Origin of the sequence: Erwinia wuhanensis, from assembly GCF_030484085.1 — a bacterium.
Lineage (GTDB): Bacteria > Pseudomonadota > Gammaproteobacteria > Enterobacterales > Enterobacteriaceae > Erwinia > Erwinia aeris.
This window is the reverse complement of record NZ_JAUJUH010000003.1, coordinates 372,860-399,635: the sequence shown is the minus strand read 5'-3', so window position 1 is coordinate 399,635 and position 26,776 is coordinate 372,860. Positions and strand designations below refer to the sequence as shown.

The following is a 26,776-nucleotide window of genomic DNA, read 5'->3' as shown; positions in this document are numbered from 1 at the left end:
AACTTCGCTGACGTTCTAAAATTTGCCCATAAAAAAAGGCTCCGCGAGGGAGCCTTCTGTTCAGAACGAGAAAATTACAGTACGTCTACCGCGTTCAGTTCTTTAAACGCCTGCTCCAGACGAGTAATCATGGAAGTCTGAGCAGAGCGCAGCCATACGCGCGGATCGTAGTATTTCTTGTTTGGTTTATCAGCGCCTTCCGGGTTGCCCAGCTGCGCCTGCAGATAACCTTCGTTCTTTTTGTAGTACTGCAGGATGCCGTCCCAGGTCGCCCATTGGGTATCGGTATCGATGTTCATCTTGATCACGCCGTAGCTGATAGACTCTTCGATTTCAGCAGCGGAAGAACCGGAACCGCCGTGGAAAACGAAGTCCAGCGCGTTGTGCGCCAGGTTATGTTTTTTGGTCACATATTCCTGAGAATCACGCAGGATGGTTGGCGTCAGCTTAACGTTGCCTGGCTTATACACGCCGTGAACGTTACCGAAAGAGGCCGCGATAGTGAAACGCGGGCTGATTGCGTTCAGTTTTTCGTAAGCGTAGTTCACGTCTTCCGGCTGGGTGTACAGTGCGGAAGCATCCATATGGCTGTTATCAACGCCGTCTTCTTCACCGCCGGTGCAGCCCAGTTCGATTTCCAGCGTCATGTTGATTTTTGACATACGCGCCAGATACTTGCTGCAGATTTCGATGTTTTCTTCCAGCGACTCTTCAGACAGGTCGATCATGTGAGAAGAGAACAGCGGTTTACCGGTTTTTTCAAAGTGAGCTTCGCCCGCGTCCAGCAGACCGTCGATCCACGGCAGCAGTTTTTTCGCGCAGTGGTCGGTATGCAGGATAACCGGCACGCCGTAGTGTTCCGCCATCTGATGCACGTGATGCGCACCGGAGATTGCGCCCAGGATGGCTGCAGCCTGCGGCTTATCGGACTTCAGGCCTTTACCGGCGATGAACGCCGCGCCACCGTTGGAGAACTGGATGATAACCGGCGCTTTAACTTTCGCGGCGGTTTCCAGCACGGCATTGATGGAATCGGTGCCGACACAGTTAACCGCTGGCAGTGCGAATTTGTTCTCTTTTGCGACTTTGAAGATTTTCTGTACGTCGTCACCGGTGACAACGCCTGGTTTTACGAAATCAAAAATTTTAGACATTTCTTTTGTCCTGTTTCGTCGGCAGTAGGAAAAGATGTTGCGCCTTAAGGGGCAAATCATTCTGGCGGAGGCAGCCCTCCGCCCCAGAGGTTACTGTTTCGCGCGTTCTTCCAGCATAGCTACCGCAGGCAGTTTTTTACCTTCCACGAACTCAAGGAAAGCGCCGCCGCCGGTAGAGATATAAGAAATCTTATCTTCAATGCCGAAGAGGTCGATGGCAGCCAGCGTATCACCGCCGCCTGCGATAGAGAATGCGTCGCTGTCGGCAATGGCTTTCGCCACGATTTCGGTGCCTTTGCGGAAGTTCGGGAATTCAAACACGCCCACCGGGCCATTCCACAGAATAGTTTTGGCTTCTTTCAACAACTTAGCCATGGCTTCTGCGGTTTCGTCGCCAAAGTCCATGATCTCTTCATCATCTTTAACTTCGGAGACTTTCTTCACGGTTGAAGGCGCAGTTTCAGAGAATTCCGTGCCGACGCGGGAGTCGGTTGGCACAGGAATTTTATATTCGTCGCGCAGTTTTTTCGCGGCTTCCACGAAATCCGGCTCGTACAGGGATTTACCCACCTTGTTGTCGATAGCCACGAAGGTGTTGGCGATGCCGCCGCCTACGATCACCGTATCGGCGATTTTCACCAGCGAGTTCAGCACGTCGAATTTGGTGGAAACTTTAGAACCGCCAACCACCGCCACCATTGGACGAGCAGGCTCTTTCAGCGCTTTGCCCAGCGCTTCCAGCTCATCGGCCAGCAGCGGGCCAGCGCAGGCTACCGGCGCAAATTTCCCCACGCCATGCGTGGAAGCCTGGGCGCGGTGCGCGGTGCCGAAGGCGTCCATCACGTAAACGTCGCACAGCGCGGCATATTTTTTCGCCAGCGCCTCGTCATCTTTCTTTTCGCCTTTGTTAAAACGAACGTTTTCCAGCACTACCAGCTCGCCCTCGGCGATATCAACGCCTTCCAGGTAGTCTTTTTCCAGACGAACCGGAGAAGAAAGTTTTTCTTTCAGGTAGTTAACCACTGGCAGCAGGGAGAACTCTTCGTTGTACTCGCCTTCGGTCGGGCGGCCCAGGTGAGAAGTGACCATCACTTTCGCACCCTGTTTCAGCGCGGCTTCAATGGTTGGCAGTGAAGCACGGATACGTGCGTCAGAGGTGACTTTGCCCTCTTTAACCGGCACGTTTAAATCAGAACGAATCAGTACGCGTTTCCCGGCAAGATCCAAATCGGTCATTTTAATTACTGACATGGTGAGTCCTCTCGTTGATTCTCTAAATTTTAAAGGCGCAGTCCGCGCCCTGGCTGAAACCGCTGGCGGCCATGGCTAACGTCGTGTCGAGCATTCGGTTAGCAAAGCCCCATTCGTTGTCGCACCAGACCAGCGTTTTGATCAGGTGCTGTCCGCTGACCCGCGTTTGCGTGCCGTCCACAATGGCACTGTGCGGATCGTGGTTAAAATCAATGGAGACTAACGGTAGTTCCGTATAGTCAACTATACCACTAAATGCTTTTTCTGATGCGTTTCGCAGCAGCGCGTTCACCTCGCAGGCCTTTACCGGCGTGCGGACGCTGACGCTTAAATCAATGGCGGTCACGTTGATTGTCGGTACACGCACGGCGATCGCTTCGAAACGGTCATTGAATTTCGGAAAAATACGCGCGATACCCGCAGCAAGGCGAGTATCGACCGGAATTATCGACTGGCTGGCTGCGCGAGTACGGCGCAAATCAGTATGGTAAGCGTCAATAACCTGCTGATCGTGCATGGCGGAATGGATGGTGGTGACCGTTCCCGACTCAATGCCGAAAGCATCATCCAGTAACTTAATCACAGGAATAATACAGTTAGTGGTGCAGGAGGCGTTAGAGACGATCAGGTCGCTGGCCTTTAGCGCTTTTTCATTGACGCCGTAAACCACGGTAGCGTCAAGATCGTTGCCGCCCGGATGGGAAAACAGGACTTTTTTCGCCCCGGCGGCAAGGTGCGCTTCGCCGTCTTCGCGGCTGCCCCAGACGCCGGTGCAGTCCAGCACCACATCCACGTTCAGCTCCTTCCAGGGGAGATCGGCGATAGCGGCCCGATGCAGAATGCGCACAGGATCTTCGCCTATCCACAGCAGATCCCGCTCCTGACGAACGTCCCATGCAAAACGGCCATGACTGGTGTCATATTTCAGCAGATGCGCCATGCCGGCGGCTTCCGCCAGCTCATTAACCGCCACGACGGTAATCTCCGCGCGGCGTCCGGTTTCATAAAGCGCGCGCAGCACGTTGCGTCCAATGCGTCCAAAACCGTTGATGGCAATACGAACCGTCATATCACTCCTGCATCCAAATTCTGTGCAAAACCGGAGCGTTAGCCTGAGCCAGGCGTTCCCGTTTGTACAGGGAATTTTTGCGTTACCGGGCCGTTTTTCCAACGGAAAGAGGTCAGTGCCAATGCTTGTTGAAACGGTTCAGCTACAATAAAGACAATGCGGAATAATTGGAATGCGCCAGATCAATCCACAGTTTAAAAATCTGACCTGCATCACATTTAGATAAGGTTCTGTATAAAAAACAGGCCAACAACGCTCAACAAAGTAGTAAAGTAACTTTTACTGATATTTACTTTCAAGTAACCAGTTAGCGACACGATCAACGGAATTTTCTTACTTTTGCAGGTAAATATCAGAATTTTCTCTCTGACAACCGTTTCCAGGAAGGAGACGCCCACAGCAGAGCGCCGGTAAAAGCGCGGCTGGCTGTAGCGAGATCGGGAAAGATCTGGCGTCCACTCTCTGGTCACTAACCGTGCCGGAATATGAATTACAACTTGCTTTGGTATCTCTGGATTATCTGGGCTTCAGCGCTGCTCGTCTATTCCCTTAGCTGGGCGACAACGCTGTTGCTGATCCGCCAGCATCGGGGACTGTTAATGGCCGCAGCCTCCGCCATTTTTACCTGGTTTGCCTTCAGGAAATTCACGTTAAATAAGGAAATAGCGATGTTCAAACGTAAAGAGAATCCCCGTCAACCCAGCGCTCCGCTGAATTACACTTCGCCCGTGCCGCCCTCTTCCGCTTCGCTAATGGACAGCGAATTTGAAGAAAGCGTCTCTGCCGCAACCGTCGTCAGCGTCGCCAGCGCGCCTGCCACAGGCACCACCACCATCCCGGATACCTGCACCATCGTAGGTGAAATCAGCGCCGCAGGCGATATTCATATCACCGGCAGCGTTAACGGTAAGGTGAATTCAGAAAAAACCGTTTTTGTGCAGAAAGATGGGCGGGTCGAAGGGGAAATCTGGGCGCAGCGCACCGAAATCAGCGGCGAGCTGAAAGGATTATGCTGTAGTCGGGAGGTGGCCATTAACGCCAACGGATTTATGGATGGCACCATCGAGTGCGAATCGCTTTCGATCAACCAGCAGGGTAAATTTTATGGCCAGTCCAAGCCTTATAAGACGGAAAGAGAGCCGGAAAGCAACGTGGTGAAAAGCTTTGCGGAGCCGGTGATACCGCCCAGCCAGGATTTCCATTTGCGGGACACCGCGCAGTAGGTAAAAAGGTTCGCCTGTTTGCACAGGCGAACCGGATTTATTACGGCTTTAGCGATTGCCAGGAAGGTTCACCTGCTTGCACAGGCGAACCCGGTTTATTACAGCAGCTCTTTCGCTTTAGCGACCACGTTGTCTACGGTGAAGCCGAAGATTTCAAACAGCTTCTCGGCCGGTGCCGACTCGCCAAAGGTGGTCATGCCAACCACCGCGCCATGCAGGCCGGTGTATTTGAACCAGTAATCGGCGATACCGGCTTCAATCGCCACGCGCGCGCCAACCGCTTTCGGCAGTACGGCTTCACGGTAGGCCGCATCCTGCCTGTCGAAAGCATCGGTAGACGGCATGGACACCACGCGCGCCTTACGCCCTTCCGCGCTCAGCTTCTCGTAAGCACCAACCGCCAGCTCCACTTCAGAACCGGTCGCAATCAGGATCACTTCCGGCGTGCCGTCGCAATCTTTCAGGATATAGGCGCCGCGAGCCACGTTAGCCAGCTGCTCGGCGCTGCGATCCTGCTGCGCCAGGTTCTGGCGGGAGAAGATCAGCGCGGTTGGGCCGTCGTGACGCTCAATCGCATATTTCCAGGCTACCGCAGACTCAACCTGGTCACACGGACGCCATACGCTCATGTTCGGCGTGACGCGCAGGCTGGCCAGCTGCTCAACCGGCTGGTGCGTCGGGCCATCTTCGCCCAGACCGATAGAGTCGTGGGTATAGACCATCACCTGACGGATTTTCATCAGCGCGGCCATACGGGCAGCGTTACGCGCATATTCCACAAACATCAGGAAGGTGGCGGTATACGGCAGGAAACCGCCGTGCAGCGTAATGCCGTTGGCGATAGCGGTCATGCCGAACTCACGCACGCCGTAGTGAATATAGTTGCCCGCCGCGTCTTCGTTGATCGGCTTAGAACCAGACCACATGGTCAGGTTGCTTGGCGCCAGGTCGGCGGAGCCGCCCAGATATTCCGGCAGCAGCTTGCCGAAAGCTTCCAGCGCGTTTTGTGAGGCTTTACGGCTGGCGATTTTGGCCGGATTGGCCTGCAGCTGCTCAATGAATTTCTGCGACTCGGCCTGCCAGTTTTCCGGCAGCTCGTTTTTGGTGCGGCGCTGGAACTCCAGAGCCAGCTCGGGATAAGCTTTGGCATAGGCCGCGAACTTCTCGTTCCAGGCCGCTTCTTTCGCCTTGCCCGCTTCTTTGGCATCCCACTGCGTGTAGATATCCTGAGGGATTTCAAACGGCGCGTGGTGCCAGCCCAGCTGTTTACGGGTCAGCGCGATTTCTTCGTCGCCCAGCGGCGCACCGTGGGAATCGTGCGTGCCGGCTTTGTTCGGCGAACCGAAACCAATTACGGTTTTGCACATCAGCAGTGAAGGCTTGTCGCTGACCGCTTTTGCTTCTTCAACCGCTTTGCGGATCGCTTCCGCGTCGTGCCCGTCCACGCCGCGCACCACGTGCCAGCCGTAGGCTTCAAAACGCTGTGCGGTATCGTCCGTGAACCAGCCGTCGATGTGACCATCAATCGAGATGCCGTTATCATCATAGAAAGCCACCAGCTTGCCCAGCTTCAGCGTACCGGCCAGCGAGCAAACTTCGTGCGAGATCCCTTCCATCATGCAGCCGTCGCCCATAAACACGTAGGTGTTATGATCGACAACGTTATGGCCTGGACGGTTGAACTGCGCGGCCAGCGTGCGCTCGGCGATAGCCATACCCACGGCGTTGGCGATGCCCTGCCCCAGCGGGCCGGTGGTGGTTTCAACGCCGGCGGTGTAGCCGTATTCCGGGTGACCTGGAGTTTTGGAATGCAGCTGACGGAAGTTCGCCAGCTCGGCAATCGGCAGATCGTAGCCAGAGAGGTGCAGCAAGCTGTAAATCAGCATTGAGCCGTGGCCGTTGGACAGCACGAAGCGGTCACGGTCGGCCCACAGCGGGTTGGTTGGGTTATGGTTCAGGAAATCACGCCATAACACTTCGGCAATATCCGCCATGCCCATGGGCGCGCCAGGGTGGCCGGATTTCGCTTTCTGTACAGCATCCATACTTAATGCGCGAATGGCGTTCGCAAGCTCTTTACGAGAAGACATGTTCTACTCCAGGTCGGATTAAAGGCTTCGCCGTCCTTAACCTATTTTAATCAATGAGTTATCAGGCAAAGCTGCAAAAGACGACCCTCAATGTACATGAAAGAGCAGCCGAATGTACATGGCGAAAAGTGCAAAAAAACAGGGCCATACTTGCGTTTTTCAGACGTTGGAACTATGCATTAGCGCGCAGGAAGTTAACATAGTGCCAATCTTATTCCCTGCCTTTAACGGCAGGTGTTTGTTTTTATTACCTTGTTATCTAATGGATGGAAATATGAAAATACCCGCTTCTCTGATGGCGCTGGCCGTCGCTACTGCACTGACCGGCTGTCAGAATTTTGACAGCAACGCGCTGTTGCAGTCTGGCGCGCAGGCTTATCAGGCCGCTTCGCTTAGCGACGCGCAGGTAAAAGAGCTGAGCGTAAAATCGTGCGAGCAAATGGACAGCGAAGCGCAGATTGCACCCGCCGACAGCGTTTACACCCAGCGCCTGAATAAAATCGCCGCCGCGCTTGGCGATAACATCAACGGCACGCCTGCTAACTATAAGGTTTACCTGACCAAAGACGTCAACGCCTGGGCGATGGCCAACGGCTGTATCCGCGTTTACAGCGGCCTGATGGATATGATGACGGACAACGAAGTGGAAGGCGTGCTGGGCCATGAAATGGGTCACGTGGCGCTGGGCCATACCCGCCGCGCGATGCAGGTCGCTTACGGCACCACCGCAGCGCGTACTGCGGCCGCATCCGTTGGCGGTATTGCCGCTACGCTGTCGCAGTCGCAGCTGGGCGATCTGGGCGAAAAGCTGGTTAACGCGCAGTTCTCGCAAAAACAGGAGTCACAGGCGGACGACTACTCGTTCGATCTGCTGAAAAAACGCGGTATCAGCCCGCTGGGTCTGGAAACCAGCTTTGAGAAACTGGCGAAGCTGGAAGGCGGCAGCGCGAGCACCATGTTCGATTCTCACCCTTCTTCCGAGTCCCGCGCGGCGCATATTAAAGCGCGCATCGAAGCCGGAAAATAAGCCTGAACAAGGCCAGCCCTGCGGCTGGCCCCTTTCGACGATTACTCGCCTTTATTCACAGCCTGAACGTGCAGCATATCCAGCGCCAGCGTGGCGGCGGCCAGCGCAGTGATATCGGACTGGTCATAGCCCGGCGCGACTTCCACCAGATCCATGCCCACAATGTTCAGCCCTTGCAGACCGCGCACCAGCTTAGTTGCTTTGTCCGAGGTCAGACCGCCGACAACAGGCGTGCCCGTGCCCGGCGCGTGAGCCGGATCCAGACAGTCGATATCAAAAGTCAGATAAACAGGCATATCGCCCACGATCTCTTTCACCTGCGCGATGATATCGTCGACGCTGCGATCGTTAATCTGCGCCGCATCCAGCACGTTGAAGCCCAGCGATGCATCGAACTCGGTGCGAATACCAATCTGCACGGAGCGCGTCGGATCGATCAGCCCTTCCTGCGGCGCGGTGTAGAACATGGTGCCGTGGTCGAACTTCGGGCCGTTGGAATAGGTATCGGTATGCGCATCAAAATGCACCAGCGCCATTTTGCCGAAGTGTTTCGCGTGCGCGCGCAGCAGCGGCAGCGTGACGTAGTGGTCGCCGCCAAAGGTCATCATGCGTTTGCCGTTAGCCAGCAGCTTCTCCGCATGGGCCTGCAATTTGTCGCTCATATCCTGCGAATCGCCAAAAGCGTAAACCAGGTCGCCGCAGTCAACGACGTTCAGACGCTGACGCAGATCGAAATTCCACGGCCAGCGGCAGCCTTCCCAGGCCAGGTTAGTGGAAATCTGACGGATGGCGCCCGGCCCTAAGCGGCTGCCGGGACGGCCGGACGTGGCCGCGTCAAACGGTACGCCGGTGATCACCCATTCGGCGTCGCTGTCGTACGGCTGGAAGTTAACCGGAAAACGCATAAAACCAAAAGCATTGGAAACCAAAGAGTTATCGTACTGGTTGCCCAGAGTATTATACATAAGCCCCTCTCTTGCTGTCGGCCAGGCTGGCCTTGCTGTTATAGCTAAAAAAAATCCCCGTCGCGTCGTTAGGCCCGACGAGAAAGGGATTGGGTTCAGTTGTCAGGCGGAAAAGCGCCGCCCGACCGCGCGGCTAAGGCTTACTCATCTTCCAGATAAGTGTAGCCGTAGAGGCCCGCTTCAAACTCTTCGATAAACTGCGCGCGCAGCTCGTCGTCCAGATCGGATTCGGCAATCTGCTTGCGGAAATGCGTCAGCAGCTCGTTCGGATCCAGCTGCACGTATTCCAGCATGTCCGCTACGGTATCGCCTTCGTCCGACAGCTGCACATCAACACGGCCATCCGCGTAAGCATAAACGTCAACCGCTTCGGTATCGCCGAACAGGTTGTGCATATTGCCCAGGATTTCCTGATACGCGCCGACCATAAAGAAGCCCAGCATCGGCGGATTATCCACGTCGTACTGCGGCATCGGCATGGTGGTAGCGATACCGTCGCCGTCCACATAGTGGTCGATGGTGCCGTCTGAATCACAGGTAATATCCAGCAGCACGGCGCGGCGCTCCGGCTTTTTATCCAGCCCTTCCAGCGGCAGCACCGGGAACAGCTGATCGATGCCCCACGCGTCCGGCATGGACTGGAACAGCGAGAAGTTGACGTAAATCTTATCCGCCATACGCTCCTGCAGCTCGTCGATAATCGGACGGTGCGCGCGGTTACCCGGATCCAGATGCTGCTGAATGTAGTTACAAACGCTCAGGTAAAGCTGCTCGGCCCAGGCGCGCTGCTCCAGATTGTAAATGCCCTGAGAGTAGCCCGTATGGATATCAAACAGATCCATCTGGCTGTCGTGCAGCCATTCACGCAGCGAGCGACGATTGTTCAGCTCGTGCATCTCCTGCCACGTATCCCACAGGCTGATAATCGGGCGAGGCGCATCCGCTGGCGGCGACTCCGGCGTAATAAACTCGTTGCGTTCCACGCCGATGATGTTGGAAACCAGCACGGTATGGTGCGCGGTAACCGCACGACCTGATTCGGTGATGACCGTCGGATGCGGCAGATTGTGCTCCTCACACGCATCGCCGATAGCCCAGATCACGTTGTTGGCGTATTCGTTCAGGCCGTAGTTGACCGAACAGTCGGACTGGGAACGCGTTCCCTCATAGTCCACGCCCAGGCCGCCGCCCACGTCGAAGCACTGGATGTTGACGCCCAGCTTCGCCAGTTCGACATAGAAACGTGCCGATTCGCGTACGCCGGTGGCGATATCGCGGATATTCGCCATCTGCGAGCCGAGGTGGAAGTGCAGCAGCTGCAGGCTTTCCATTCTGCCGGCTTCGCGCATGATCTCAACCAGCTTCAGCACCTGCGTAGCGGACAGGCCAAACTTGGACTTTTCGCCACCGCTGGACTGCCATTTGCCGGAGCCCTGCGAGGCCAGGCGCGCGCGGATGCCAAGACGCGGCACCACGTTCAGGCGTTCCGCTTCTTCCAGCACCAGCTTCACTTCGGTCATCTTTTCCAGCACCAGATAGACTTTGTGGCCCATCTTTTCGCCGATCAGCGCCAGACGAATATATTCACGGTCTTTGTAGCCGTTACAGACGATCACTGAACGGGTCATGCCCGCATGCGCCAGCACCGCCATCAGCTCCGCTTTGGAGCCCGCTTCCAGCCCCAGCGGCTCACCGGAGTTGATCAGCGATTCGATCACGCGCTTATGCTGGTTAACCTTAATCGGATAGACCAGGAAATAGTCGCCGCGATAGCCATAGGATTCCCGCGCGCGCTTAAACGCTGCGTTAATGGAGCGCAGGCGATGCTGTAAAATTTGAGGGAAACAGAACAGCGCGGGCAGGCGTTGCCCTTCGGCCTCGCGCTCTTTAACCAGCCGGGCCAGATCGACGCGCGCTTCCGGCACGTCGGGATCGGGACAGACGCTGATATGCCCCAGCTCATTGACGTCGTAATAATTATTGCCCCACCAGGCAATATTGTAGGTGCGCAGCATTTTGCTGGCATCTTGATCGCTCATGGCCACCTCCTGCATTGAGCGGAGTACACCCTGTTCGCCTGCTGACGAACCCTTAATCATCTTGCTGTCGTCAGACATCGCGAGCCTCGAATTTCAATGATGCGGAACAGTTAACTACTATCGCAGGGAAAACCCACGACAACAACCCATCGACTACCGGGCATCCCAGCATAAAACGCTGAGGAACCGCACCAGGCGATATCAGAAGTATAACATTAAACACGTCGCGGACTCCGGCACCCAGCTGCGCTGAGAAACGAGAAGGAGGAGATTATCGACATTAAATGCCGGCATCACGACCGGCGCTACATCGGCACGGCGCCGAGGCAGGAAAACAGGACAGGAAGAGTCTGCGTGCGCCGGAATGGCGCAATGAACCGGTTGCGATCATGACCGTATTCAGCTCCGCTTGGGGAAACCGGGAGGAAAAGGTCAGCGAAAAGTCCTCTCGCTGACGCGCCTGCCGCTGATACCGGCAAACCCGGCTTACAGCAGCGGCGTTTTATACAATCAGCACGACAGGAATGCAAAATTTAAATGTAAGGAACAACAAGGGACACGGTAATTTTTACAAAATTCCCCGGTTGTTTCCGATAAAAAATGCTGGCAATCTGTTTAACGAGTAACCTAAAATAGCCGTCCAGATGTGAATCCATCTATACTGGTTAACTTCTAAGCGTCTTAAATTAAATTATTGTACTGCTCATGGCTTTGCCTGAGGGGGCGCAGAGAGAGAAAACCGTTTCTTTTTAGCGCTATGCAGTCGATCCCAACCCGTTTCAGTAAGGTAAAGAATAAATGGCTAAACACCTTTTTACTTCCGAGTCCGTCTCAGAAGGCCATCCCGATAAAATCGCCGACCAGATCTCTGATGCCGTGCTGGATGCCATCCTTGAGCAGGATCCGAAAGCCCGCGTCGCCTGTGAAACCTACGTAAAAACCGGCATGGTGCTGGTCGGTGGCGAAATCACCACCAGCGCATGGGTAGATATCGAAGAGATCACCCGTAATACCGTGCGTGAAATCGGCTATGTTCATTCCGACATGGGCTTTGATGCCAACTCCTGCGCGGTGCTGAATGCTATCGGCAAACAGTCACCGGATATCAACCAGGGCGTGGATCGCGCCGATCCGCTGGAACAGGGCGCGGGCGATCAGGGCCTGATGTTCGGCTATGCCACCAACGAAACCGACGTGCTGATGCCTGCGCCGGTGACCTACGCGCACCGTCTGGTGCAGCGTCAGTCCGAAGTGCGTAAAAACGGCACCCTGCCGTGGCTGCGTCCGGATGCGAAAAGCCAGATCACTTTCCAGTACGATGCGGGCAAAATCGTTGGTATCGACGCGGTAGTGCTTTCTACGCAGCATTCAGAAGATATCGATCAGAAAGCGCTGCAGGAAGCGGTGATGGAAGAGATCATCAAGCCGGTTCTGCCAGCTGAATGGATCAACGCCGGTACCAAATACCATATCAACCCAACCGGCCGTTTCGTTATCGGCGGCCCGATGGGCGATTGCGGCCTGACCGGTCGTAAAATCATCGTGGACACCTACGGCGGCATGGCTCGTCACGGCGGCGGCGCGTTCTCCGGTAAGGATCCGTCAAAAGTTGACCGTTCCGCAGCCTACGCGGCACGCTACGTGGCCAAGAACATCGTGGCTGCCGGCCTGGCCGATCGCTGTGAAATCCAGGTTTCTTACGCCATCGGCGTTGCGGAACCGACTTCCATCATGGTAGAAACCTTTGGTACAGAAAAAATCTCTACCGAACAGCTGACGCTGCTGGTACGCGAGTTCTTCGACCTGCGTCCTTACGGCCTGATCCAGATGCTGGATCTGCTGCACCCAATCTACCGCGAAACTGCGGCTTACGGTCACTTTGGCCGCGAGCACTTCCCATGGGAAAAAACCGACAAGGCCGCACAGCTGCGCGAAGCGGCTGGCCTGAAGTAAGGTTTTACCTATCGCATCAAGGGCACCTAAAGGGTGCCCTTTTTGCTGCCCGCTGGCTGGCAGATTGGTAAACTCCGTATACACTTTTGCAGGCCTTCGTCGCCCCGCATGTTAACGGTTACATCCAGAAACATCAGGCAGCATCTGATAATTAAGAATTTCCAGCCTTAACAAGAGTAGCGGGAATGCGCTATTTTCAGCGCTGTCCGATAGAGGGCCAGCAGGGAACCAGGAGAAGCTATTTAGTGCTATGCCTGAACGGTTATAAAGCGTAAGCGCGTATGAAAACCACTGTTTTCAGAAAGAGCTGGTGTGTAACCGATTACACCGTGTGATCGCCCGCACAGTCTTTCGCGCCGGGTTTTTTTAACATTTATAAAAACAATATACAGTACCACTAATATGGAGGCTTCATGCCTGATAATAAGAAACAGAGCAGAACATCCAACAAGGCGATGACCTTGTTCGTATGTTTACTCGCCGCACTCGCCGGCCTGCTTTTCGGGCTGGATATCGGCGTGATTGCCGGCGCTTTACCTTTCATTGCGAAAGATTTCAACGTCACTGCCCACCAGCAGGAATGGATTGTCAGCTCGATGATGTTCGGTGCCGCCGTCGGCGCCGTCGGCAGCGGCTGGATGTCCTCTTACCTCGGTCGTAAAAAGAGCCTGATGATTGGCGCCGTGCTGTTCGTTATCGGCTCGCTGTGGTCAGCCATGGCGGGAAACGCGGATATGCTGATTGTGGCGCGCGTGCTGCTGGGCCTGGCCGTCGGCGTGGCTTCCTTTACCGCTCCGCTTTACCTTTCTGAAATCGCACCGGAAAAAATTCGCGGCAGCATGATCTCGCTGTACCAGCTGATGATCACCATCGGTATTCTGGGTGCCTATCTCTCCGATACCGCGTTCAGCTACACCGGCGAATGGCGCTGGATGCTGGGCATCATCACTATCCCGGCGGCCCTGCTGCTGGTCGGCGTCTGCTTCCTGCCTAACAGCCCGCGCTGGCTGGCGGCGAAAGGCAACTTCCGCGATGCGCAGCGCGTGCTGGATCGCCTGCGCGACACCAGCGAGCAGGCAAAACGCGAGCTGGATGAAATCCGTGAAAGCCTGAAGATCAAACAGTCCGGCTGGAATCTGTTCAAAAACAACGGTAATTTCCGCCGTGCGGTCTGGCTGGGTATTCTGCTACAGGTTATGCAGCAGTTCACCGGTATGAACGTCATCATGTACTACGCGCCGAAAATTTTTGAAATTGCCGGCTTTACCAATACCACCGAGCAGATGTGGGGCACCGTTATCGTTGGTCTGATCAACGTGCTGGCGACCTTTATCGCTATCGGTCTGGTGGATCGCTGGGGCCGTAAGCCGACCCTGAAGCTGGGCTTCCTGGTCATGGCGATCGGTATGGGCGTGCTGGGTACCATGCTGCATATCGGCATTCACTCTGCCGGTGCACAGTACTTTGCTATCGCTATGCTGCTGATGTTTATCATCGGCTTCGCCATGAGCGCCGGCCCGCTGATCTGGGTACTGTGTTCTGAAATTCAGCCGCTGAAAGGCCGCGATTTTGGTATCACCGTTTCTACGGCGACCAACTGGATTGCCAACATGATCGTCGGGGCGACCTTCCTGACCATGCTGAACACGCTGGGCAACGCCAATACCTTCTGGGTCTACGCAGGTCTGAATATCCTCTTTATCATTCTGACTATTATGCTGATCCCGGAAACCAAAAACGTTTCTCTTGAGCATATCGAACGCAACCTGTTAAGCGGCAAAAAGCTGCGCGACATCGGTCAGCGCGACTAAGCTTCACTGGCCGGGGCAACCCGGCCAGCTTCATTGAATTCCCCTGCCTCACGTCGTATCCTCTGCACCATGAAATCCCCTCGACTTCCAATAGCCCTACAACAGGCCGTGATGCGTTCGCTGCGCGACAAGCTGCAGCAGGCTAATCAGCGCCTTGAACGTCACTATCCGGAACCGAAGCTGGTTTATCAGCAGCGCGGTACGGCTGCGGGCACCGCCTGGCTGGAAGCCTGGGAGATCCGCCTGAATCCGGTGCTGCTGCTGGAAAATCAGGAAGCTTTTATCAATGAAGTGGTGCCGCACGAGCTGGCGCATCTGCTGGTATGGAAGCAGTTTGGCCGCGTGGCGCCGCATGGCAAAGAGTGGAAGTGGATGATGGAAAGCGTGTTGGGCGTGCCTGCAAGACGCACTCACCAGTTTGCTATCGAATCGGTGCGCAGCCGCGCTTTCCCCTATCGCTGCCGCTGTCAGCAGCATCAGCTGACCGTACGCCGTCATAACCGGGTCACGCGTGGCGAAAGCGAATACCGCTGCGTTCACTGTGGCGAAAAATTGCTGCCCGGCACGTTTACGCCCGTATAAAAATCGGCCTGGCGTCAAAAAAAGCGCTGATAAAGCACGCGACGATTTCCTGTTATCCGGCGCTTCTGCTACTCTCGCCGCTTTATTGACTGACAGAAAACCGGACTATGTTACGCAAAATTATTGGCTGCTTTTCGCTGCTGACCGCCTTCTTTGCCCACGGGTTAAGCCCCAACAACTACCATCAGAATAATTTCAGCCAGGCAAAAGCCTATGCCGCGCAAATCAATGCCGATGCGCCAGGCTCTTTTTACTGCGGCTGTAAAATTAACTGGCAGGGGAAAAAAGGCGTGCCGGACCTCGCCTCCTGCGGCTATCAGGTGCGCAAAAACGCCAACCGCGCTAACCGCATTGAGTGGGAGCACGTGGTGCCCGCCTGGACTTTCGGCCACCAGCGCCAGTGCTGGCAGGATGGCGGCAGAAAACAGTGCGCCAAAGACGCGGGCTATCGCCGTATAGAGTCCGATCTGCATAACCTGCAGCCCGCCATCGGCGAGGTTAACGGCGATCGCGGCAACTTTATGTACAGTCAGTGGAACGGCAGCGAGCATCAGTACGGCCAGTGCGAAATGAAGATCGACTTCAAGAACAAGCAGGCTGAACCGCCAGCGCGCGCGCGCGGCGCCATCGCCCGCACCTGGTTCTATATGCGCGACCAGTACCAGATTGCGATGTCGAAACAGCAGACTCAGCTGATGACGGTCTGGGACAAGCAGTATCCGGTTACCGCCTGGGAATGCGAGCGCGATAACCGCATCGCAAAAGTCCAGGGCAACCACAACCCCTATGTACAGCGTGCTTGCCAGCGGTAAAATCTGTGGCCTAAACTGGACAGCATGTCTTGGCCGCGCCCGCCGCGGCCAGTTACTTTTATCAGGATCCCCATGCGTATACCCCGCATTTATCATGCCGAACCGCTGGTCGTCGGCAGTGAAGTTTTCCTCAACGAAGAAGCGGCAAATCACGTAGGACGCGTACTGCGGATGAACGCCGGTCAGCGCCTGGAATTGTTCGATGGTACTAATCTGACATTTAGCGCCGAAATCGTGCAGGCGGATAAGAAAAATGTGCGCGTCGCCGTGCAGGAAAGTCGCGAAGAGTGCCGTGAATCCCCGCTTCACCTGCATTTAGGCCAGGTGATGTCGCGCGGCGAGAAGATGGAGTTCACCATTCAAAAAGCGGTAGAACTGGGCGTAAACAGCATCACCCCCTTGTTTTCTGAGCGCTGTGGCGTAAAGCTTGATGCCCAAAGGCTGGCGAAAAAAATCCAGCAGTGGCAAAAAATTGTGATTGCCGCCTGCGAGCAGTGCGGCAGAAATCGCGTGCCGGAGGTGCGTGAAGCAATGACGCTGGAGGCCTGGAGCGCCGAAGAGGACAGCAGCCTGAAGCTCAATCTGCACCCGAGAGCGAGCCAAAGCATCAATACCCTGCCGCAGCCCGTGGAACGCGTCCGTTTGCTGATTGGCCCGGAAGGCGGCCTGACGGCGGATGAGATTGCGATGACGGCGCGCTACGGCTTCACCGATATCCTTTTAGGGCCTCGCGTGCTGCGCACGGAGACCACCGCGCTAACCGCCATTACCGCCCTTCAGGTGCGGTTTGGCGATTTAGGCTGATAACAGGCACTGACGAGAAAAACGGCAGGCAAGAAAGCTCAACTGGAGAGACTAATGATTAAGCTTGGCATTGTGATGGACCCGATTAGCGCCATCAATATTAAAAAAGACAGCAGCTTCGCGATGCTGCTGGAAGCACAGCGCCGCGGTTATGAAATTCACTATATGGAGATGAAAGATCTCTATCTGCGCGGCGGTGAAGCGCGCGCCGCAACGCGTCTGTTGAGCGTTGAGCAAAACTACGACAAATGGTACGAGTTCGGCAGCGAGCAGGATATTGCGCTGGCCGACCTGAACGTAGTGCTGATGCGTAAAGATCCGCCTTTCGACACCGAATTTATCTATGCGACCTACATCCTTGAGCGCGCGGAAGAAAAAGGCACGCTGATCGTGAATAAGCCGCAGAGCCTGCGCGACTGCAACGAGAAGCTCTATACCGCCTGGTTTGCTGAGCTGACGCCGGACACGCTGGTGACCCGCAGCGCGCAGCAGATCCGCGATTTCTGGCAGGAGCACGGCGACATTATCCTGAAACCGCTGGACGGCATGGGCGGCGCCTCTATTTTCCGCGTGAAGCAGGAAGATCCAAACCTGTCGGTGATTATTGAAACGCTGACCGAGCACGGCAGCTTCTACTGCATGGCGCAGAACTATCTGCCAGCGATTAAAGAAGGCGACAAGCGCGTGCTGGTGGTGGATGGTGAACCCGTGCCTTACTGCCTGGCTCGCATTCCCAAATCGGGCGAAACGCGTGGCAACCTGGCGGCCGGCGGCCGTGGCGAAGCGCGTCCGCTGTCCGAAAGCGACTGGGAAATTGCCCGCCGCGTCGGCCCAATGCTGAAGCAAAAGGGCCTGATTTTTGTCGGCCTGGATATCATCGGCGACAAGCTGACGGAAATTAACGTGACCAGCCCGACCTGCATACGTGAGATCGAGGCCGCATTCCCGATTTCAATTACTGGTATGCTTATGGATGCGATTGAAAAACGACTGGCCTGATAAGAAAAGGATTGACGGGCCTTCGTGCTAACCCTGTTGTTCGCCTGCGGCCTTTACCACAGGCGGGCAACCCGACTACAGAATCCTGATATGAATTTACAGCATCATTTTTTGATTGCCATGCCCACGCTGCTGGATCCTTTGTTCAAACGTTCGGTTGTTTATATCTGCGAACACAATGACGAAGGCGCCATGGGTATTATCGTTAATAAACCGATGGAAAATCTTACCGTCGACGGCATTCTTAAGAAGTTAAAAATTATGCCAACCCCGCGCGAACCCGAAGTCAAACTCGACAAGCCGGTTTTTGCCGGCGGCCCGCTGGCAGAAGATCGCGGTTTTATTTTGCACTCGGCTCAGCATACCTACGCGTCCAGCATTCGCGTTTCCGATAATACGGTGATCACCACCTCCCGCGACGTGCTGGAAACGCTGGGCACGCCGGAGCAGCCGGAAAGCGTGCTGGTCGCGCTGGGCTACTGCGCCTGGGAGAAAGACCAGCTGGAAAACGAGCTGCTGGAAAACGCCTGGCTGACCATTCCGGCCAACAGCAATATTCTGTTTAAAACGCCCGTGGCCGAACGCTGGCGCGAAGCGGCGAAAAGCATCGGCGTGGATATTCACAATATCACCAGCGATGTTGGACACGCCTGATGAGCCACCTTACTCTGCTGGCCTTCGATTTCGGCACCAAAAGCATCGGCGTGGCGATAGGCCAACAGCTTACCGGCACCGCCCGCCCGCTTCCCGCGTTAAAAGCGCAGGATGGCACGCCCGACTGGAGCAAAATCGAGGCGTTGCTGAAAGAGTGGCAGCCGGATCATGTTGTGGTCGGTCTGCCGTTAAATATGGACGGCACCGAACAGCCGCTAACCGCCAGAGCGCGCAAATTTGCCAACCGGCTGCACGGCCGCTTTGGCGTCAAGGTAGAGCTGCACGATGAGCGCCTCAGCACCGTGGAAGCCAGGGCTGACCTCTTTTCACGCGGCGGCTTTCGGGCGCTGAACAAGGGCAGCGTCGATTCCCTTTCGGCCGTGATCATCCTCGAAAGCTGGTTTGAGAACGCGTGGAGCTAGTCGGCTCGTTTATCGCTTCACTTTTACCGCCGGGCCGCGTAACGTCGCCCGGCTCGTGCACCAGCCCCGCTTAACGTTACGCCAGCAGCACCGCTTAACGTTACGCCACCAGCACCGCCACCCGCCCGTTTCGATTGCCGCCACGCCCCAGCACCAGCGGCTGCCAGTCTCGATTGCCATTACTTCTCCAGCTCCACTTGCCAGTAACGCCTGCCATTACGCTATCAGCCCCGCTTTCCGTTACACCTCCGTCTTCACCTGAAATCACGCCACCAGCCCGGCCTGCCGCCGCGCCTGCAAACTTTGCTCAAACGTCTGCATACCCAGCTGCGCGCCGGTTTGCAGTACGCCCGGCAGCTGATGCGTTTTGCCCTCGCGAATCAAGCTGCTCGTGGCAGGGGTATTAATCAGCACCTCAAACAGCGCTACCCGACCCCTGGTCACGCCCGGCACCAGCTTTTGCGCAATCACCGCTTTCAGGCTGCCGGCCAGCTGGCTGCGGATCAGGTTTTTCTCCGCGCCGGGAAAAACGTCCACCAGCCTGTCCACCGCCTGCGCCGCGCCGCGCGTGTGCAGCGTCGCCAGCACCAGATGCCCGGTTTCTGCCGCCGTCAAAGCCAGCTGGATGGTGTCGCTATCGCGCAGCTCGCCCAGCAGGATGACGTCCGGATCCTGACGCAGCGCCGCCCGCAGCCCGGTGCTGAAAGAGACGCAGTGCCGGCCTATCTCCCGCTGCTGGATAAGCGATCGCTCGCTGCGGTGAATAAACTCCACCGGATCTTCCAGCGTCAGGATATGGCGGTGCTGCTGCTGGTTAATCGCGCCGATAAGCGCAGCCAGCGTGGTTGATTTGCCGCTGCCCGTCGCGCCCGTCACCAATACCAGCCCGTCCTGCAGCCGGAGCAGCTCCTTTACTATCGGCGGTAGATCCAGCTCCGCCAGCTCGGGACAGCGGCTGGTGATAAAGCGCAGCGCCAGCGAAATACCCCGCCGCTGTCGGAACAGATTCGCCCGCAGCCGCGTGCCGTCGGCCAGCGTCAGCGCGAAATCCAGCTGGCCTGCGCGAGCGAATTCGCGTTGCTGATCGGCATCCAGCCACGCCTGTCTAATTTTTAGCAGCAGCTCGTCGCTGGCAGGAAGACCGCCCGGTATCGCCTCCAGCCTGCCGGCCAGCCGCCAGAACGGATAATGACCACTACAGAGGTGCAGATCCCCGGCATTATGCTTTACACTAAGCGCCACTAATTCCTCAATATCCATATTAACTCCCTGACTATGACCCCGATTCAGCACAACTTACAGCAGATACGCGAGCGGATCTCAGCGGCAGCCGCACGATGCGGCCGCGATCCAGCAGAAATTACGCTGCTTGCAGTGAGCAAAACAAAACCTGCGAGCGCGGTCGAAGAAGCGGCGGCGGCGGGCCAGCTTGCCTTTGGCGAAAACTACGTGCAGGAAGGCGTCGATAAAATCCAGGCGCTTAACAATTCCGCGCTGGCGTGGCACTTTATCGGGCCGCTGCAATCCAACAAAAGTCGGCTGGTAGCGGAAAACTTTGCCTGGTGCCATACGGTGGATCGGCTGAAGATCGCCGCCAGGCTGAACGAACAGCGTCCGGCCGATTTACCGCCGTTGAATGTGCTGATCCAGATAAATATCAGCGACGAGCAGAGTAAATCTGGCATCATGCTGGCTGCGCTGCCGGATCTGGCTCGGGAGATTGCTCAGCTGCCGCGTTTAACGCTGCGCGGCCTGATGGCGATCCCCGCGCCGGAGGCGGATTATCAGCACCAGCTGGCCGTTTGTCGCCGGATGGCGGCAGCCTTTAGCGAACTGAAAAAGAGTTATGCCTCCGTCGACACGCTCTCTCTGGGGATGAGCGACGATATGGATGCGGCTATTGAGGCAGGTACGACCATGGTGCGCATTGGCACCGCCATATTTGGCGCGCGCGATTACGGCGCCACTAACTAACTTTTGAGGGACTCCATGCTGACGTTGACTTTTCTGGTCTCAACGATAATTAATCTTTACGTGAAAGTGCTGCTGCTGCGTATCTGGATGCAGTGGGCAAGATGCGATTTTTATAATCCGTTCTCGCAGTTTATCGTTAAGATCACCCAGCCGGTGATCCGCCCGATGCGCCGGGTCATTCCCTCTATCGGGCCGCTGGATACCGCGTCTTTACTGCTGGCCTATGTGCTGAGCGTGCTGCTGTTTACCGTGATGTTCACGCTTCAGAGCAGCGTATTTATTTTCGATCCGGTCTTCCTCTATTTCGGCCTGGTGTCGCTGGTGAAAGCCGCCGGCGTGCTGGTATTCTGGGTGATTATCATTCGCTCGCTGATGAGCTGGATAAGCCAGGGCCGCAACCCGGTGGATTACGTGCTGATCCAGCTGACTGAGCCGCTGATGGCACCCGTGCGTCGCCTTATTCCGGCGATGGGCGGCATCGACTTCTCGGCGATGGCGGTGATCCTGATCCTCTATATGCTGAACTATCTGGGAATGGACTTTGTTCCCGGCTGGGCGCAGCTTTAATTTGTACGGTAGTTAACTTCTGGACCTGATATGCAAAAAGTAGTGCTCGCCACCGGCAATGCCGGAAAAGTTCGTGAACTGGCCGATAAGCTGGCCGCCTTTGGCCTGGATATCGTGGCGCAGACCGAGTGTGGCGTGGAGTCGGCCGAAGAGACCGGCCTGACCTTTATCGAGAATGCCCTGCTGAAAGCGCGTCACGCTGCGGCTATCACCGGTTTGCCGGCGATTGCCGACGACTCCGGGCTGGCGGTGGACGCGCTGGGCGGCGCGCCTGGCATCTATTCCGCGCGCTACGCCGGCGCGGAGGCCAGCGATCGGCAGAATATCGACAAGCTGCTGGAAGCGATGGAAAACGTGGCGGACGGCCAGCGCCAGGCGCAGTTCCACTGCGTGCTGGTTTATCTGCGCCATGCTGAAGACCCCACGCCGCTGGTGTTTCACGGCTGCTGGCAGGGAGAAATCGCCCGTGCCGTCAGCGGCGAAGGCGGCTTCGGCTACGATCCCGTGTTCTTTGTACCGGCGCTGGGCAAAACCGCCGCAGAGCTGAGCAAAGAAGAGAAACGCGCGGTTTCCCATCGTGGCAAAGCGCTGGCCCTGCTGCTGGAAGCGATGCGCAATGCATAATCTGCCGCCGCTCAGCCTCTATATTCATATTCCGTGGTGCGTACAGAAATGTCCCTACTGCGATTTCAACTCGCATGCGCTGAAGGGAGAGGTGCCGCACGAGGAATATGTGCGGCATTTACTGGCCGACCTGGATGCCGATCTGCCGCTGGCGGCTGGCCGCGAGGTTGGCACAATCTTTATCGGCGGCGGCACGCCCAGCCTGTTGAGCAGCGAGGCGATGCAGATGCTGATGGACGGCGTGCGGGCAAGGCTGCCGCTCTCGCCAACGGCGGAAATCACCATGGAGGCGAACCCGGGCACCGTCGAGGCCGATCGCTTCAGCGGCTATCAGCGCGCCGGTATCAACCGCATCTCGATTGGCGTGCAAAGCTTCAGCCAGCAGAAGCTGACGCGTCTTGGCCGCATTCACGGCCCGGAAGAAGCGAAGCGCGCGGCGAAGCTGGCTCAGGGGCTGGGCCTGCGCAGCTTTAATCTGGATTTGATGCATGGCCTGCCCGATCAGTCGCTGGCGGAGGCGCTGGACGACCTGCGCCAGGCTATCGAGCTGGATCCGCCGCATCTTTCCTGGTATCAGCTGACCATCGAACCCAACACGCTGTTTGCCTCCAGGCCGCCCGTGCTGCCGGACGATGACGCGTTATGGGATATCTTTGAGCAGGGCCACCAGCTGTTAACGGCGGCGGGTTACGAGCAGTACGAGACTTCCGCCTATGCCAAACCGGGCTACCGCTGCGAGCATAACCTCAACTACTGGCGCTTCGGCGACTATCTGGGGATCGGCTGCGGCGCGCACGGCAAGCTGACGCAGGCAGACGGGCGAATTATCCGCACCGCCAAAACCCGCCACCCACGCGGCTTTATGAACGGCAATTATCTGGACCGTCAGCACGAGGTCGCGGAAACAGAAAAGCCGTTTGAGTTCTTTATGAACCGTTTCCGGCTGCTGGAAGCGGCGCCGCGCGAAGAGTTTGCGCGCTTTACCGGCCTTAGTGAGGAAGCTATCCGTCCTCAGCTTGATGAGGCGCTGGCGAAAGGTTACCTGACGGAAACGGCGCAAAGCTGGCAGGTGACGGAGAAAGGCAAGCTGTTCCTGAACTCGCTGCTGGAGCTGTTCCTGGCTGAATAGCCGCCCCGCTTTACCCACTCCCCGCCGGAAAAAGCGGGGCGTGTTTTCAAACGGCTATCCCCTCTTTACGCGCGGCGCGCGGAATACCAGCCTAATCGCAAGCCGTTAACACAGTCTGCCGTTATGGCAACGCTGCCAGCTATAAATCCCATGGACGTCTTTAGACAAAGAGAAAGGCGATAACGTCCTGGTGCCGGTAGTCTTTGCCGCTTACAGCCAGCCCGTACAGACACCAGAAGAGCAGCTCTGGCCGGATTATTTCAATCCGCCAATCAGCGTCTTACGCTGCGCTTCCAGCGCGGTCACGCGGTTGCAGACTTCGTGTCCGAAGTTCTGGAAGTCCGCCTCCTGATTGCTCCATTCCGCCTGCACGGCCTGCTGCAATCCGCCCAGGTTACCCATCACTGCCTGAAGCGGATTATCGCCGTTTACCTTGCTGCCCATTTCGTTAAGGCTGTCCTGGATCACGCCGCCCATCGCGCTCTGCACCAGCTTTTCGCCGTCCTGCCGCACCTGCTCGATAGCCTGATGATGGAACGTCAGCCCGTCGTTGCGATGCTCAATAATGCGGTTCATCTGCTGCTTCAGCTGCTCGTCCAACTTTGTCAGGCGGCTACGGACTCTGCTGTCCGTGCCCAGTTTGTTGACGATCACGTTATCCAGCGCCACGCGGCTTTTTTCCAGACGCTGACGCGCTCCCTGATCGATCCAGGGCAAATCGCGGCGCAGCGCGGCCTGATAGTCGATGGCGGTCTGGCGCGTGGCGTTATCGACCGAAGCGGACTGCCCGTTGCGCTGTACCTCGCCGGTCGGCGTGATGATCAGATTGCCGCTGGCGCCCACTACCTTGACGTTCTGCGGAGAGATAACGATATCGTCCTGAGGATTGACGCTACATTGATAGTCGGCCTGTGCCTGGCCTGCCGCCAGCAACAGCGCGGCCGCTACGATCGCTTTACGCATTGACTCTTCTCCTGAGAAACAAAAGGCCACGCATGCGTGGCCTCAACGGACGGTTTGCCTGCTTATGCTACGGCAGGCAGATAATTAGTCCCACCAGACGTCGAAAAGTTCGGTTACCTGGATATTATTCAGCTGGCGATCTTCCAGCCATTTACGCACCAGCTCGCGGTGCTCATCGGTGCACTTGCCGGTTTGCTGCAGGCAGACCAGCCCTTCCCACTGCAGGAAGCCGCTGCCGTCAAACGCCAGGCCGTTGGGATCGATAACTTCATTAATGAAGGCGTCCAGGGTGGTGTCTATGGTGTCGCCGCTGGTATCTTCCGGGAAGGTGAAAGCGACGGAAAAGCCTAATTCCTGAAACTCATCGATATGCATTTTTTTACGCAAGCGACGACTGCGTTGAGCTGCCATTATTTAATCCTCTCAAACATCAAATCCCATACACCGTGGCCAAGACGCTGGCCGCGCTGTTCGAATTTTGTTAACGGCCGCGAATCGGGACGCGGCACATAATCGTTGGTTGCCGACTGGTTTTTGTAGCCAGCAATGCTGCTCATTACTTCCAGCATATGTTCCGCATAGGCTTCCCAGTCGGTCGCCATATGAAACACGCCGCCCAGCTTCAGCTTGCGCATCACCAGCTCGGCAAAAGGCACCTGAACGATGCGGCGCTTGTTATGGCGCGCTTTATGCCAGGGATCCGGGAAAAAGAGCTGCACCATACGCAGCGAATTATCCGGGATCATTTTCTCCAGCACGTCGACTGCATCGTGACACATCACGCGCAGATTCTCCACGCCCGCCTCGTCGGCTGCGCTCAGGCAGGCGCCGACGCCCGGCGAATGGACTTCAATACCCAGAAAGTTTTGCTGCGGGTTCGCGGCGGCCATCGCCACCAGCGATGCGCCCATGCCAAAGCCAATCTCCAGCACCACCGGCGCCTCGCGGCCAAAAAGGGATTCCAGATCAACGGGTTCCGGCTGATACTCCACACCTTTAACAGGCCAGAAATGGTCCAGCGCGTGCTGCTGGCCTTTGGTCAGGCGGCCCTGACGGCGAACGAAGCTGCGAATACGGCGCATCGGGCGGCCGTTTTCGTCAAACTCCGGTGTAATCACATCATTCTTCATGTTTCTGCCTGCTGGTCTGCAATATCTGAAAAACGGGCATTATGCAAAGTTACAGCGGTTAAGCAAGCCCTGGAAACTTCCGGTTTACAGCATAACGGGTCTGTGCTGGAATCCCAGCCTGATTTTTAATTTACTGGGGAAACCTCGCAAAGATGATGCAAGCGCCGCAGTTCTCACAGCAGGTACTGGACTGGTATCAGCGCTTTGGCCGCAAAACCCTGCCCTGGCAGCTGGCAAAAACCCCTTATAAAGTTTGGCTCTCCGAAGTGATGCTGCAACAAACGCAGGTCGCGACCGTTATCCCTTACTTTGAACGCTTTATGGCACGCTTTCCCACCGTGACCGATCTGGCTGCCGCAAAGCTGGATGAGGTGCTGCATTTATGGACCGGACTTGGCTACTATGCCCGCGCGCGCAATCTGCATAAGGCGGCGGTACAGGTAGTGGAAAAACACGGCGGGAAATTCCCGGAGACCTTCGCAGAGGTTGCCGATCTGCCCGGCGTCGGCCGCTCGACAGCGGGTGCGATCCTTTCTTTATCGCTGGGTCAGCATTTCCCGATCCTGGACGGCAACGTCAAGCGAGTGCTGGCACGCTGCTATGCCGTTCAGGGCTGGCCGGGCAGAAAAGAGGTGGAAAAGCGTCTTTGGCAGATTAGCGAAGAGGTCACGCCTGCCGAAGGCGTCAGCCAGTTTAACCAGGCGATGATGGATTTGGGCGCGATGGTCTGCACCCGCTCAAAACCCAAATGTGAAATTTGTCCGCTGAAGCTGGGCTGTATCGCCTGTGCGCAGGGCAACCAGACCGCTTATCCCGGCAAGAAGCCAAAACAGATTTTGCCGGAGCGCACCGGCTATCTGCTGATGATGCAGCGGGACGACAAAGTGTGGCTGGAACAGCGGCCGCCGGTTGGCCTGTGGGGCGGGCTGTTCTGCTTTCCGCAGTTCGCCAGCGAAGACGAGCTGCGGCAGTGGCTGCACAGCCGTTGTATCGATCATGCGGCGCTGACCCAGACTATCGCTTTTCGCCACACATTCAGCCATTTCCACCTGGATATTGTGCCAATGTGGCTGAAACTGCCTGCCGCAGGCGCGGTCATGGATGAAGCCGCGGGTCTCTGGTATAACTTAGCGCAGCCGCCGTCCGTGGGACTGGCTGCCCCGGTGGAGCGCTTGCTGGCGCAGCTGCGTCAGCCGCAACCGATGGGCATTCCAACAGAAGAGGAAGAGTGATGAGCAGAACCATTTTTTGTACGTTCCTGCAGCGCGATGCTGAAGGACAGGATTTTCAGCTCTATCCGGGTGAACTGGGCAAGCGTATCTATAACGAAATTTCCAAAGAAGCCTGGTCGCAGTGGATGAGCAAGCAGACCATGCTGATCAACGAGAAAAAGCTGAGCATGATGAACCCGGAAGATCGCAAACAGCTTGAGCAGGAAATGGTGAAATTTCTGTTCGAAGGACACGATGTCCATATCGAAGGTTATACCCCGCCAGCAGAATAAACGTTGGGCCTCGCCATAGAGGCCCCCTCA

27 protein-coding genes are annotated in these 26,776 nt (G+C 56.5%); 16 read left to right on the top strand and 11 right to left on the bottom strand.

What is annotated here, in order from left to right; genetic code table 11:
- Positions 1-74 precede the first annotated feature (74 nt).
- From fbaA to epd, 3 genes are all read right to left on the bottom strand, one after another.
- A complete protein-coding gene (gene fbaA, locus QZH36_RS09580) occupies positions 75-1,154 on the bottom strand; it encodes a class II fructose-bisphosphate aldolase (RefSeq protein ID WP_125287332.1) in 1,080 nt (359 codons plus the stop codon).
- A 90-nt stretch (positions 1,155-1,244) separates the two neighbouring features.
- Complete coding sequence (pgk, locus tag QZH36_RS09575; protein ID WP_253458627.1) at positions 1,245-2,405, bottom strand: phosphoglycerate kinase; 1,161 nt, start codon at positions 2,403-2,405, stop codon at positions 1,245-1,247.
- Between the two features lie 22 nt (positions 2,406-2,427).
- Positions 2,428-3,474, bottom strand: a complete 1,047-nt coding sequence (gene epd, locus QZH36_RS09570; protein WP_253458624.1) for an erythrose-4-phosphate dehydrogenase — start codon at positions 3,472-3,474, stop codon at positions 2,428-2,430.
- A gap of 485 nt (positions 3,475-3,959) precedes the next feature.
- On the opposite strand from epd, the gene QZH36_RS09565 reads away from it, so the two are divergent.
- The gene (locus QZH36_RS09565; protein WP_301730066.1) at positions 3,960-4,697 is read left to right on the top strand and encodes a bactofilin family protein; all 738 of its coding nucleotides are present in this window, start codon (positions 3,960-3,962) and stop codon (positions 4,695-4,697) included.
- A gap of 98 nt (positions 4,698-4,795) precedes the next feature.
- Here QZH36_RS09565 and tkt read toward each other — a convergent pair whose 3' ends face one another.
- Positions 4,796-6,787 (bottom strand): transketolase, encoded by a 1,992-nt coding sequence (gene tkt, locus QZH36_RS09560; RefSeq protein WP_301730065.1) that lies wholly within the window; start codon positions 6,785-6,787, stop codon positions 4,796-4,798.
- A gap of 274 nt (positions 6,788-7,061) precedes the next feature.
- On the opposite strand from tkt, the gene loiP reads away from it, so the two are divergent.
- Positions 7,062-7,814 (top strand): metalloprotease LoiP, encoded by a 753-nt coding sequence (gene loiP, locus QZH36_RS09555; RefSeq protein ID WP_125287327.1) that lies wholly within the window; start codon positions 7,062-7,064, stop codon positions 7,812-7,814.
- Between the two features lie 41 nt (positions 7,815-7,855).
- On the opposite strand, the gene speB is transcribed toward loiP, so the two are convergent.
- The 3 genes from speB to QZH36_RS21390 all read right to left on the bottom strand — a co-directional run bounded on the left by speB (position 7,856) and on the right by QZH36_RS21390 (position 10,990).
- Complete coding sequence (gene speB / locus QZH36_RS09550) at positions 7,856-8,779, bottom strand: agmatinase (protein WP_125287326.1); 924 nt, start codon at positions 8,777-8,779, stop codon at positions 7,856-7,858.
- A 140-nt stretch (positions 8,780-8,919) separates the two neighbouring features.
- Positions 8,920-10,896, bottom strand: coding sequence for a biosynthetic arginine decarboxylase (speA, locus tag QZH36_RS09545; protein ID WP_125287325.1), 1,977 nt, complete (start codon positions 10,894-10,896; stop codon positions 8,920-8,922).
- A complete protein-coding gene (locus QZH36_RS21390; RefSeq protein WP_367317868.1) occupies positions 10,889-10,990 on the bottom strand; it encodes a hypothetical protein in 102 nt (33 codons plus the stop codon). The genes speA and QZH36_RS21390 overlap by 8 nt, the downstream gene beginning before the upstream one ends.
- Positions 10,991-11,616: 626 nt before the next feature.
- On the opposite strand from QZH36_RS21390, the gene metK reads away from it, so the two are divergent.
- The 8 genes from metK (at position 11,617) to ruvX (ending at position 18,855) form a co-directional block, all read left to right on the top strand.
- The gene (gene metK / locus QZH36_RS09540; protein ID WP_253458613.1) at positions 11,617-12,771 is read left to right on the top strand and encodes a methionine adenosyltransferase; all 1,155 of its coding nucleotides are present in this window, start codon (positions 11,617-11,619) and stop codon (positions 12,769-12,771) included.
- A 413-nt stretch (positions 12,772-13,184) separates the two neighbouring features.
- A complete protein-coding gene (locus QZH36_RS09535) occupies positions 13,185-14,582 on the top strand; it encodes a sugar porter family MFS transporter (protein WP_253458610.1) in 1,398 nt (465 codons plus the stop codon).
- 69 nt (positions 14,583-14,651) lie between these two features.
- On the top strand, positions 14,652-15,164 hold the full coding sequence (locus QZH36_RS09530) for a SprT family zinc-dependent metalloprotease (protein ID WP_301730064.1): 513 nt from the start codon (positions 14,652-14,654) through the stop codon (positions 15,162-15,164).
- Positions 15,165-15,271: 107 nt separating this feature from the next.
- On the top strand, positions 15,272-15,976 hold the full coding sequence (gene endA, locus QZH36_RS09525; protein ID WP_253458605.1) for a deoxyribonuclease I: 705 nt from the start codon (positions 15,272-15,274) through the stop codon (positions 15,974-15,976).
- Between the two features lie 72 nt (positions 15,977-16,048).
- Positions 16,049-16,780, top strand: coding sequence for a 16S rRNA (uracil(1498)-N(3))-methyltransferase (rsmE, locus tag QZH36_RS09520; protein WP_253458602.1), 732 nt, complete (start codon positions 16,049-16,051; stop codon positions 16,778-16,780).
- Between the two features lie 54 nt (positions 16,781-16,834).
- Positions 16,835-17,779, top strand: coding sequence for a glutathione synthase (gene gshB, locus QZH36_RS09515; RefSeq protein ID WP_125287319.1), 945 nt, complete (start codon positions 16,835-16,837; stop codon positions 17,777-17,779).
- A 90-nt stretch (positions 17,780-17,869) separates the two neighbouring features.
- Positions 17,870-18,433, top strand: coding sequence for a YqgE/AlgH family protein (locus QZH36_RS09510; protein ID WP_125287318.1), 564 nt, complete (start codon positions 17,870-17,872; stop codon positions 18,431-18,433).
- On the top strand, positions 18,433-18,855 hold the full coding sequence (gene ruvX / locus QZH36_RS09505; protein WP_125287317.1) for a Holliday junction resolvase RuvX: 423 nt from the start codon (positions 18,433-18,435) through the stop codon (positions 18,853-18,855). Before QZH36_RS09510 ends, ruvX begins: the two co-directional genes overlap by 1 nt.
- Before the next feature lie 264 nt (positions 18,856-19,119).
- Here ruvX and QZH36_RS09500 read toward each other — a convergent pair whose 3' ends face one another.
- A complete protein-coding gene (locus QZH36_RS09500) occupies positions 19,120-20,115 on the bottom strand; it encodes a type IV pilus twitching motility protein PilT (RefSeq protein WP_301730063.1) in 996 nt (331 codons plus the stop codon).
- A gap of 15 nt (positions 20,116-20,130) precedes the next feature.
- Between QZH36_RS09500 and QZH36_RS09495 the strand changes: the two genes are divergently transcribed.
- From QZH36_RS09495 to hemW, 4 genes are read left to right on the top strand one after another with little or no spacing between them, the layout of a single operon-like run.
- A complete protein-coding gene (locus QZH36_RS09495; protein WP_253458593.1) occupies positions 20,131-20,829 on the top strand; it encodes a YggS family pyridoxal phosphate-dependent enzyme in 699 nt (232 codons plus the stop codon).
- Positions 20,830-20,844: 15 nt separating this feature from the next.
- The gene (locus tag QZH36_RS09490) at positions 20,845-21,396 is read left to right on the top strand and encodes a YggT family protein (RefSeq protein ID WP_253458591.1); all 552 of its coding nucleotides are present in this window, start codon (positions 20,845-20,847) and stop codon (positions 21,394-21,396) included.
- Positions 21,397-21,426: 30 nt separating this feature from the next.
- Positions 21,427-22,020: an RdgB/HAM1 family non-canonical purine NTP pyrophosphatase gene (gene rdgB / locus QZH36_RS09485; RefSeq protein ID WP_253458589.1), complete on the top strand. Its 594-nt coding sequence runs from the start codon at positions 21,427-21,429 to the stop codon at positions 22,018-22,020.
- Complete coding sequence (gene hemW, locus QZH36_RS09480) at positions 22,013-23,149, top strand: radical SAM family heme chaperone HemW (protein WP_253458587.1); 1,137 nt, start codon at positions 22,013-22,015, stop codon at positions 23,147-23,149. Before rdgB ends, hemW begins: the two co-directional genes overlap by 8 nt.
- Before the next feature lie 255 nt (positions 23,150-23,404).
- Here the strand turns inward: hemW and QZH36_RS09475 are convergent, their stop codons facing one another.
- The 3 genes from QZH36_RS09475 to trmB form a co-directional block, all read right to left on the bottom strand.
- Positions 23,405-24,112 carry a YggN family protein gene (locus QZH36_RS09475; RefSeq protein ID WP_253458585.1) on the bottom strand — a complete coding sequence of 236 codons (708 nt, stop codon included), beginning with the start codon at positions 24,110-24,112 and terminating at the stop codon, positions 23,405-23,407.
- Between the two features lie 84 nt (positions 24,113-24,196).
- Positions 24,197-24,523, bottom strand: a complete 327-nt coding sequence (locus QZH36_RS09470; protein ID WP_125287310.1) for a YggL family protein — start codon at positions 24,521-24,523, stop codon at positions 24,197-24,199.
- The gene (gene trmB / locus QZH36_RS09465) at positions 24,523-25,242 is read right to left on the bottom strand and encodes a tRNA (guanosine(46)-N7)-methyltransferase TrmB (RefSeq protein ID WP_301730062.1); all 720 of its coding nucleotides are present in this window, start codon (positions 25,240-25,242) and stop codon (positions 24,523-24,525) included. Before trmB ends, QZH36_RS09470 begins: the two co-directional genes overlap by 1 nt.
- A 152-nt stretch (positions 25,243-25,394) precedes the next feature.
- On the opposite strand from trmB, the gene mutY reads away from it, so the two are divergent.
- Positions 25,395-26,474: an A/G-specific adenine glycosylase gene (mutY, locus tag QZH36_RS09460; RefSeq protein ID WP_508824364.1), complete on the top strand. Its 1,080-nt coding sequence runs from the start codon at positions 25,395-25,397 to the stop codon at positions 26,472-26,474.
- Positions 26,474-26,746 carry an oxidative damage protection protein gene (locus QZH36_RS09455; RefSeq protein ID WP_125287307.1) on the top strand — a complete coding sequence of 91 codons (273 nt, stop codon included), beginning with the start codon at positions 26,474-26,476 and terminating at the stop codon, positions 26,744-26,746. Before mutY ends, QZH36_RS09455 begins: the two co-directional genes overlap by 1 nt.
- The last annotated feature ends 30 nt before the right edge of the window (positions 26,747-26,776 follow it).

Coding starts and splice junctions, on each gene's coding strand:
- fbaA (WP_125287332.1), bottom strand. CDS start 1,154: ATGTCTAAAATTTTTGATTTCGTAAAACCAGGCGTTGTCACCGGTGAC.
- pgk (WP_253458627.1), bottom strand. CDS start 2,405: ATGTCAGTAATTAAAATGACCGATTTGGATCTTGCCGGGAAACGCGTA.
- epd (WP_253458624.1), bottom strand. CDS start 3,474: ATGACGGTTCGTATTGCCATCAACGGTTTTGGACGCATTGGACGCAAC.
- QZH36_RS09565 (WP_301730066.1), top strand. CDS start 3,960: ATGAATTACAACTTGCTTTGGTATCTCTGGATTATCTGGGCTTCAGCG.
- tkt (WP_301730065.1), bottom strand. CDS start 6,787: ATGTCTTCTCGTAAAGAGCTTGCGAACGCCATTCGCGCATTAAGTATG.
- loiP (WP_125287327.1), top strand. CDS start 7,062: ATGAAAATACCCGCTTCTCTGATGGCGCTGGCCGTCGCTACTGCACTG.
- speB (WP_125287326.1), bottom strand. CDS start 8,779: ATGTATAATACTCTGGGCAACCAGTACGATAACTCTTTGGTTTCCAAT.
- speA (WP_125287325.1), bottom strand. CDS start 10,896: ATGTCTGACGACAGCAAGATGATTAAGGGTTCGTCAGCAGGCGAACAG.
- QZH36_RS21390 (WP_367317868.1), bottom strand. CDS start 10,990: ATGCTGGGATGCCCGGTAGTCGATGGGTTGTTGTCGTGGGTTTTCCCT.
- metK (WP_253458613.1), top strand. CDS start 11,617: ATGGCTAAACACCTTTTTACTTCCGAGTCCGTCTCAGAAGGCCATCCC.
- QZH36_RS09535 (WP_253458610.1), top strand. CDS start 13,185: ATGCCTGATAATAAGAAACAGAGCAGAACATCCAACAAGGCGATGACC.
- QZH36_RS09530 (WP_301730064.1), top strand. CDS start 14,652: ATGAAATCCCCTCGACTTCCAATAGCCCTACAACAGGCCGTGATGCGT.
- endA (WP_253458605.1), top strand. CDS start 15,272: ATGTTACGCAAAATTATTGGCTGCTTTTCGCTGCTGACCGCCTTCTTT.
- rsmE (WP_253458602.1), top strand. CDS start 16,049: ATGCGTATACCCCGCATTTATCATGCCGAACCGCTGGTCGTCGGCAGT.
- gshB (WP_125287319.1), top strand. CDS start 16,835: ATGATTAAGCTTGGCATTGTGATGGACCCGATTAGCGCCATCAATATT.
- QZH36_RS09510 (WP_125287318.1), top strand. CDS start 17,870: ATGAATTTACAGCATCATTTTTTGATTGCCATGCCCACGCTGCTGGAT.
- ruvX (WP_125287317.1), top strand. CDS start 18,433: ATGAGCCACCTTACTCTGCTGGCCTTCGATTTCGGCACCAAAAGCATC.
- QZH36_RS09500 (WP_301730063.1), bottom strand. CDS start 20,115: ATGGATATTGAGGAATTAGTGGCGCTTAGTGTAAAGCATAATGCCGGG.
- QZH36_RS09495 (WP_253458593.1), top strand. CDS start 20,131: ATGACCCCGATTCAGCACAACTTACAGCAGATACGCGAGCGGATCTCA.
- QZH36_RS09490 (WP_253458591.1), top strand. CDS start 20,845: ATGCTGACGTTGACTTTTCTGGTCTCAACGATAATTAATCTTTACGTG.
- rdgB (WP_253458589.1), top strand. CDS start 21,427: ATGCAAAAAGTAGTGCTCGCCACCGGCAATGCCGGAAAAGTTCGTGAA.
- hemW (WP_253458587.1), top strand. CDS start 22,013: ATGCATAATCTGCCGCCGCTCAGCCTCTATATTCATATTCCGTGGTGC.
- QZH36_RS09475 (WP_253458585.1), bottom strand. CDS start 24,112: ATGCGTAAAGCGATCGTAGCGGCCGCGCTGTTGCTGGCGGCAGGCCAG.
- QZH36_RS09470 (WP_125287310.1), bottom strand. CDS start 24,523: ATGGCAGCTCAACGCAGTCGTCGCTTGCGTAAAAAAATGCATATCGAT.
- trmB (WP_301730062.1), bottom strand. CDS start 25,242: ATGAAGAATGATGTGATTACACCGGAGTTTGACGAAAACGGCCGCCCG.
- mutY (WP_508824364.1), top strand. CDS start 25,395: ATGATGCAAGCGCCGCAGTTCTCACAGCAGGTACTGGACTGGTATCAG.
- QZH36_RS09455 (WP_125287307.1), top strand. CDS start 26,474: ATGAGCAGAACCATTTTTTGTACGTTCCTGCAGCGCGATGCTGAAGGA.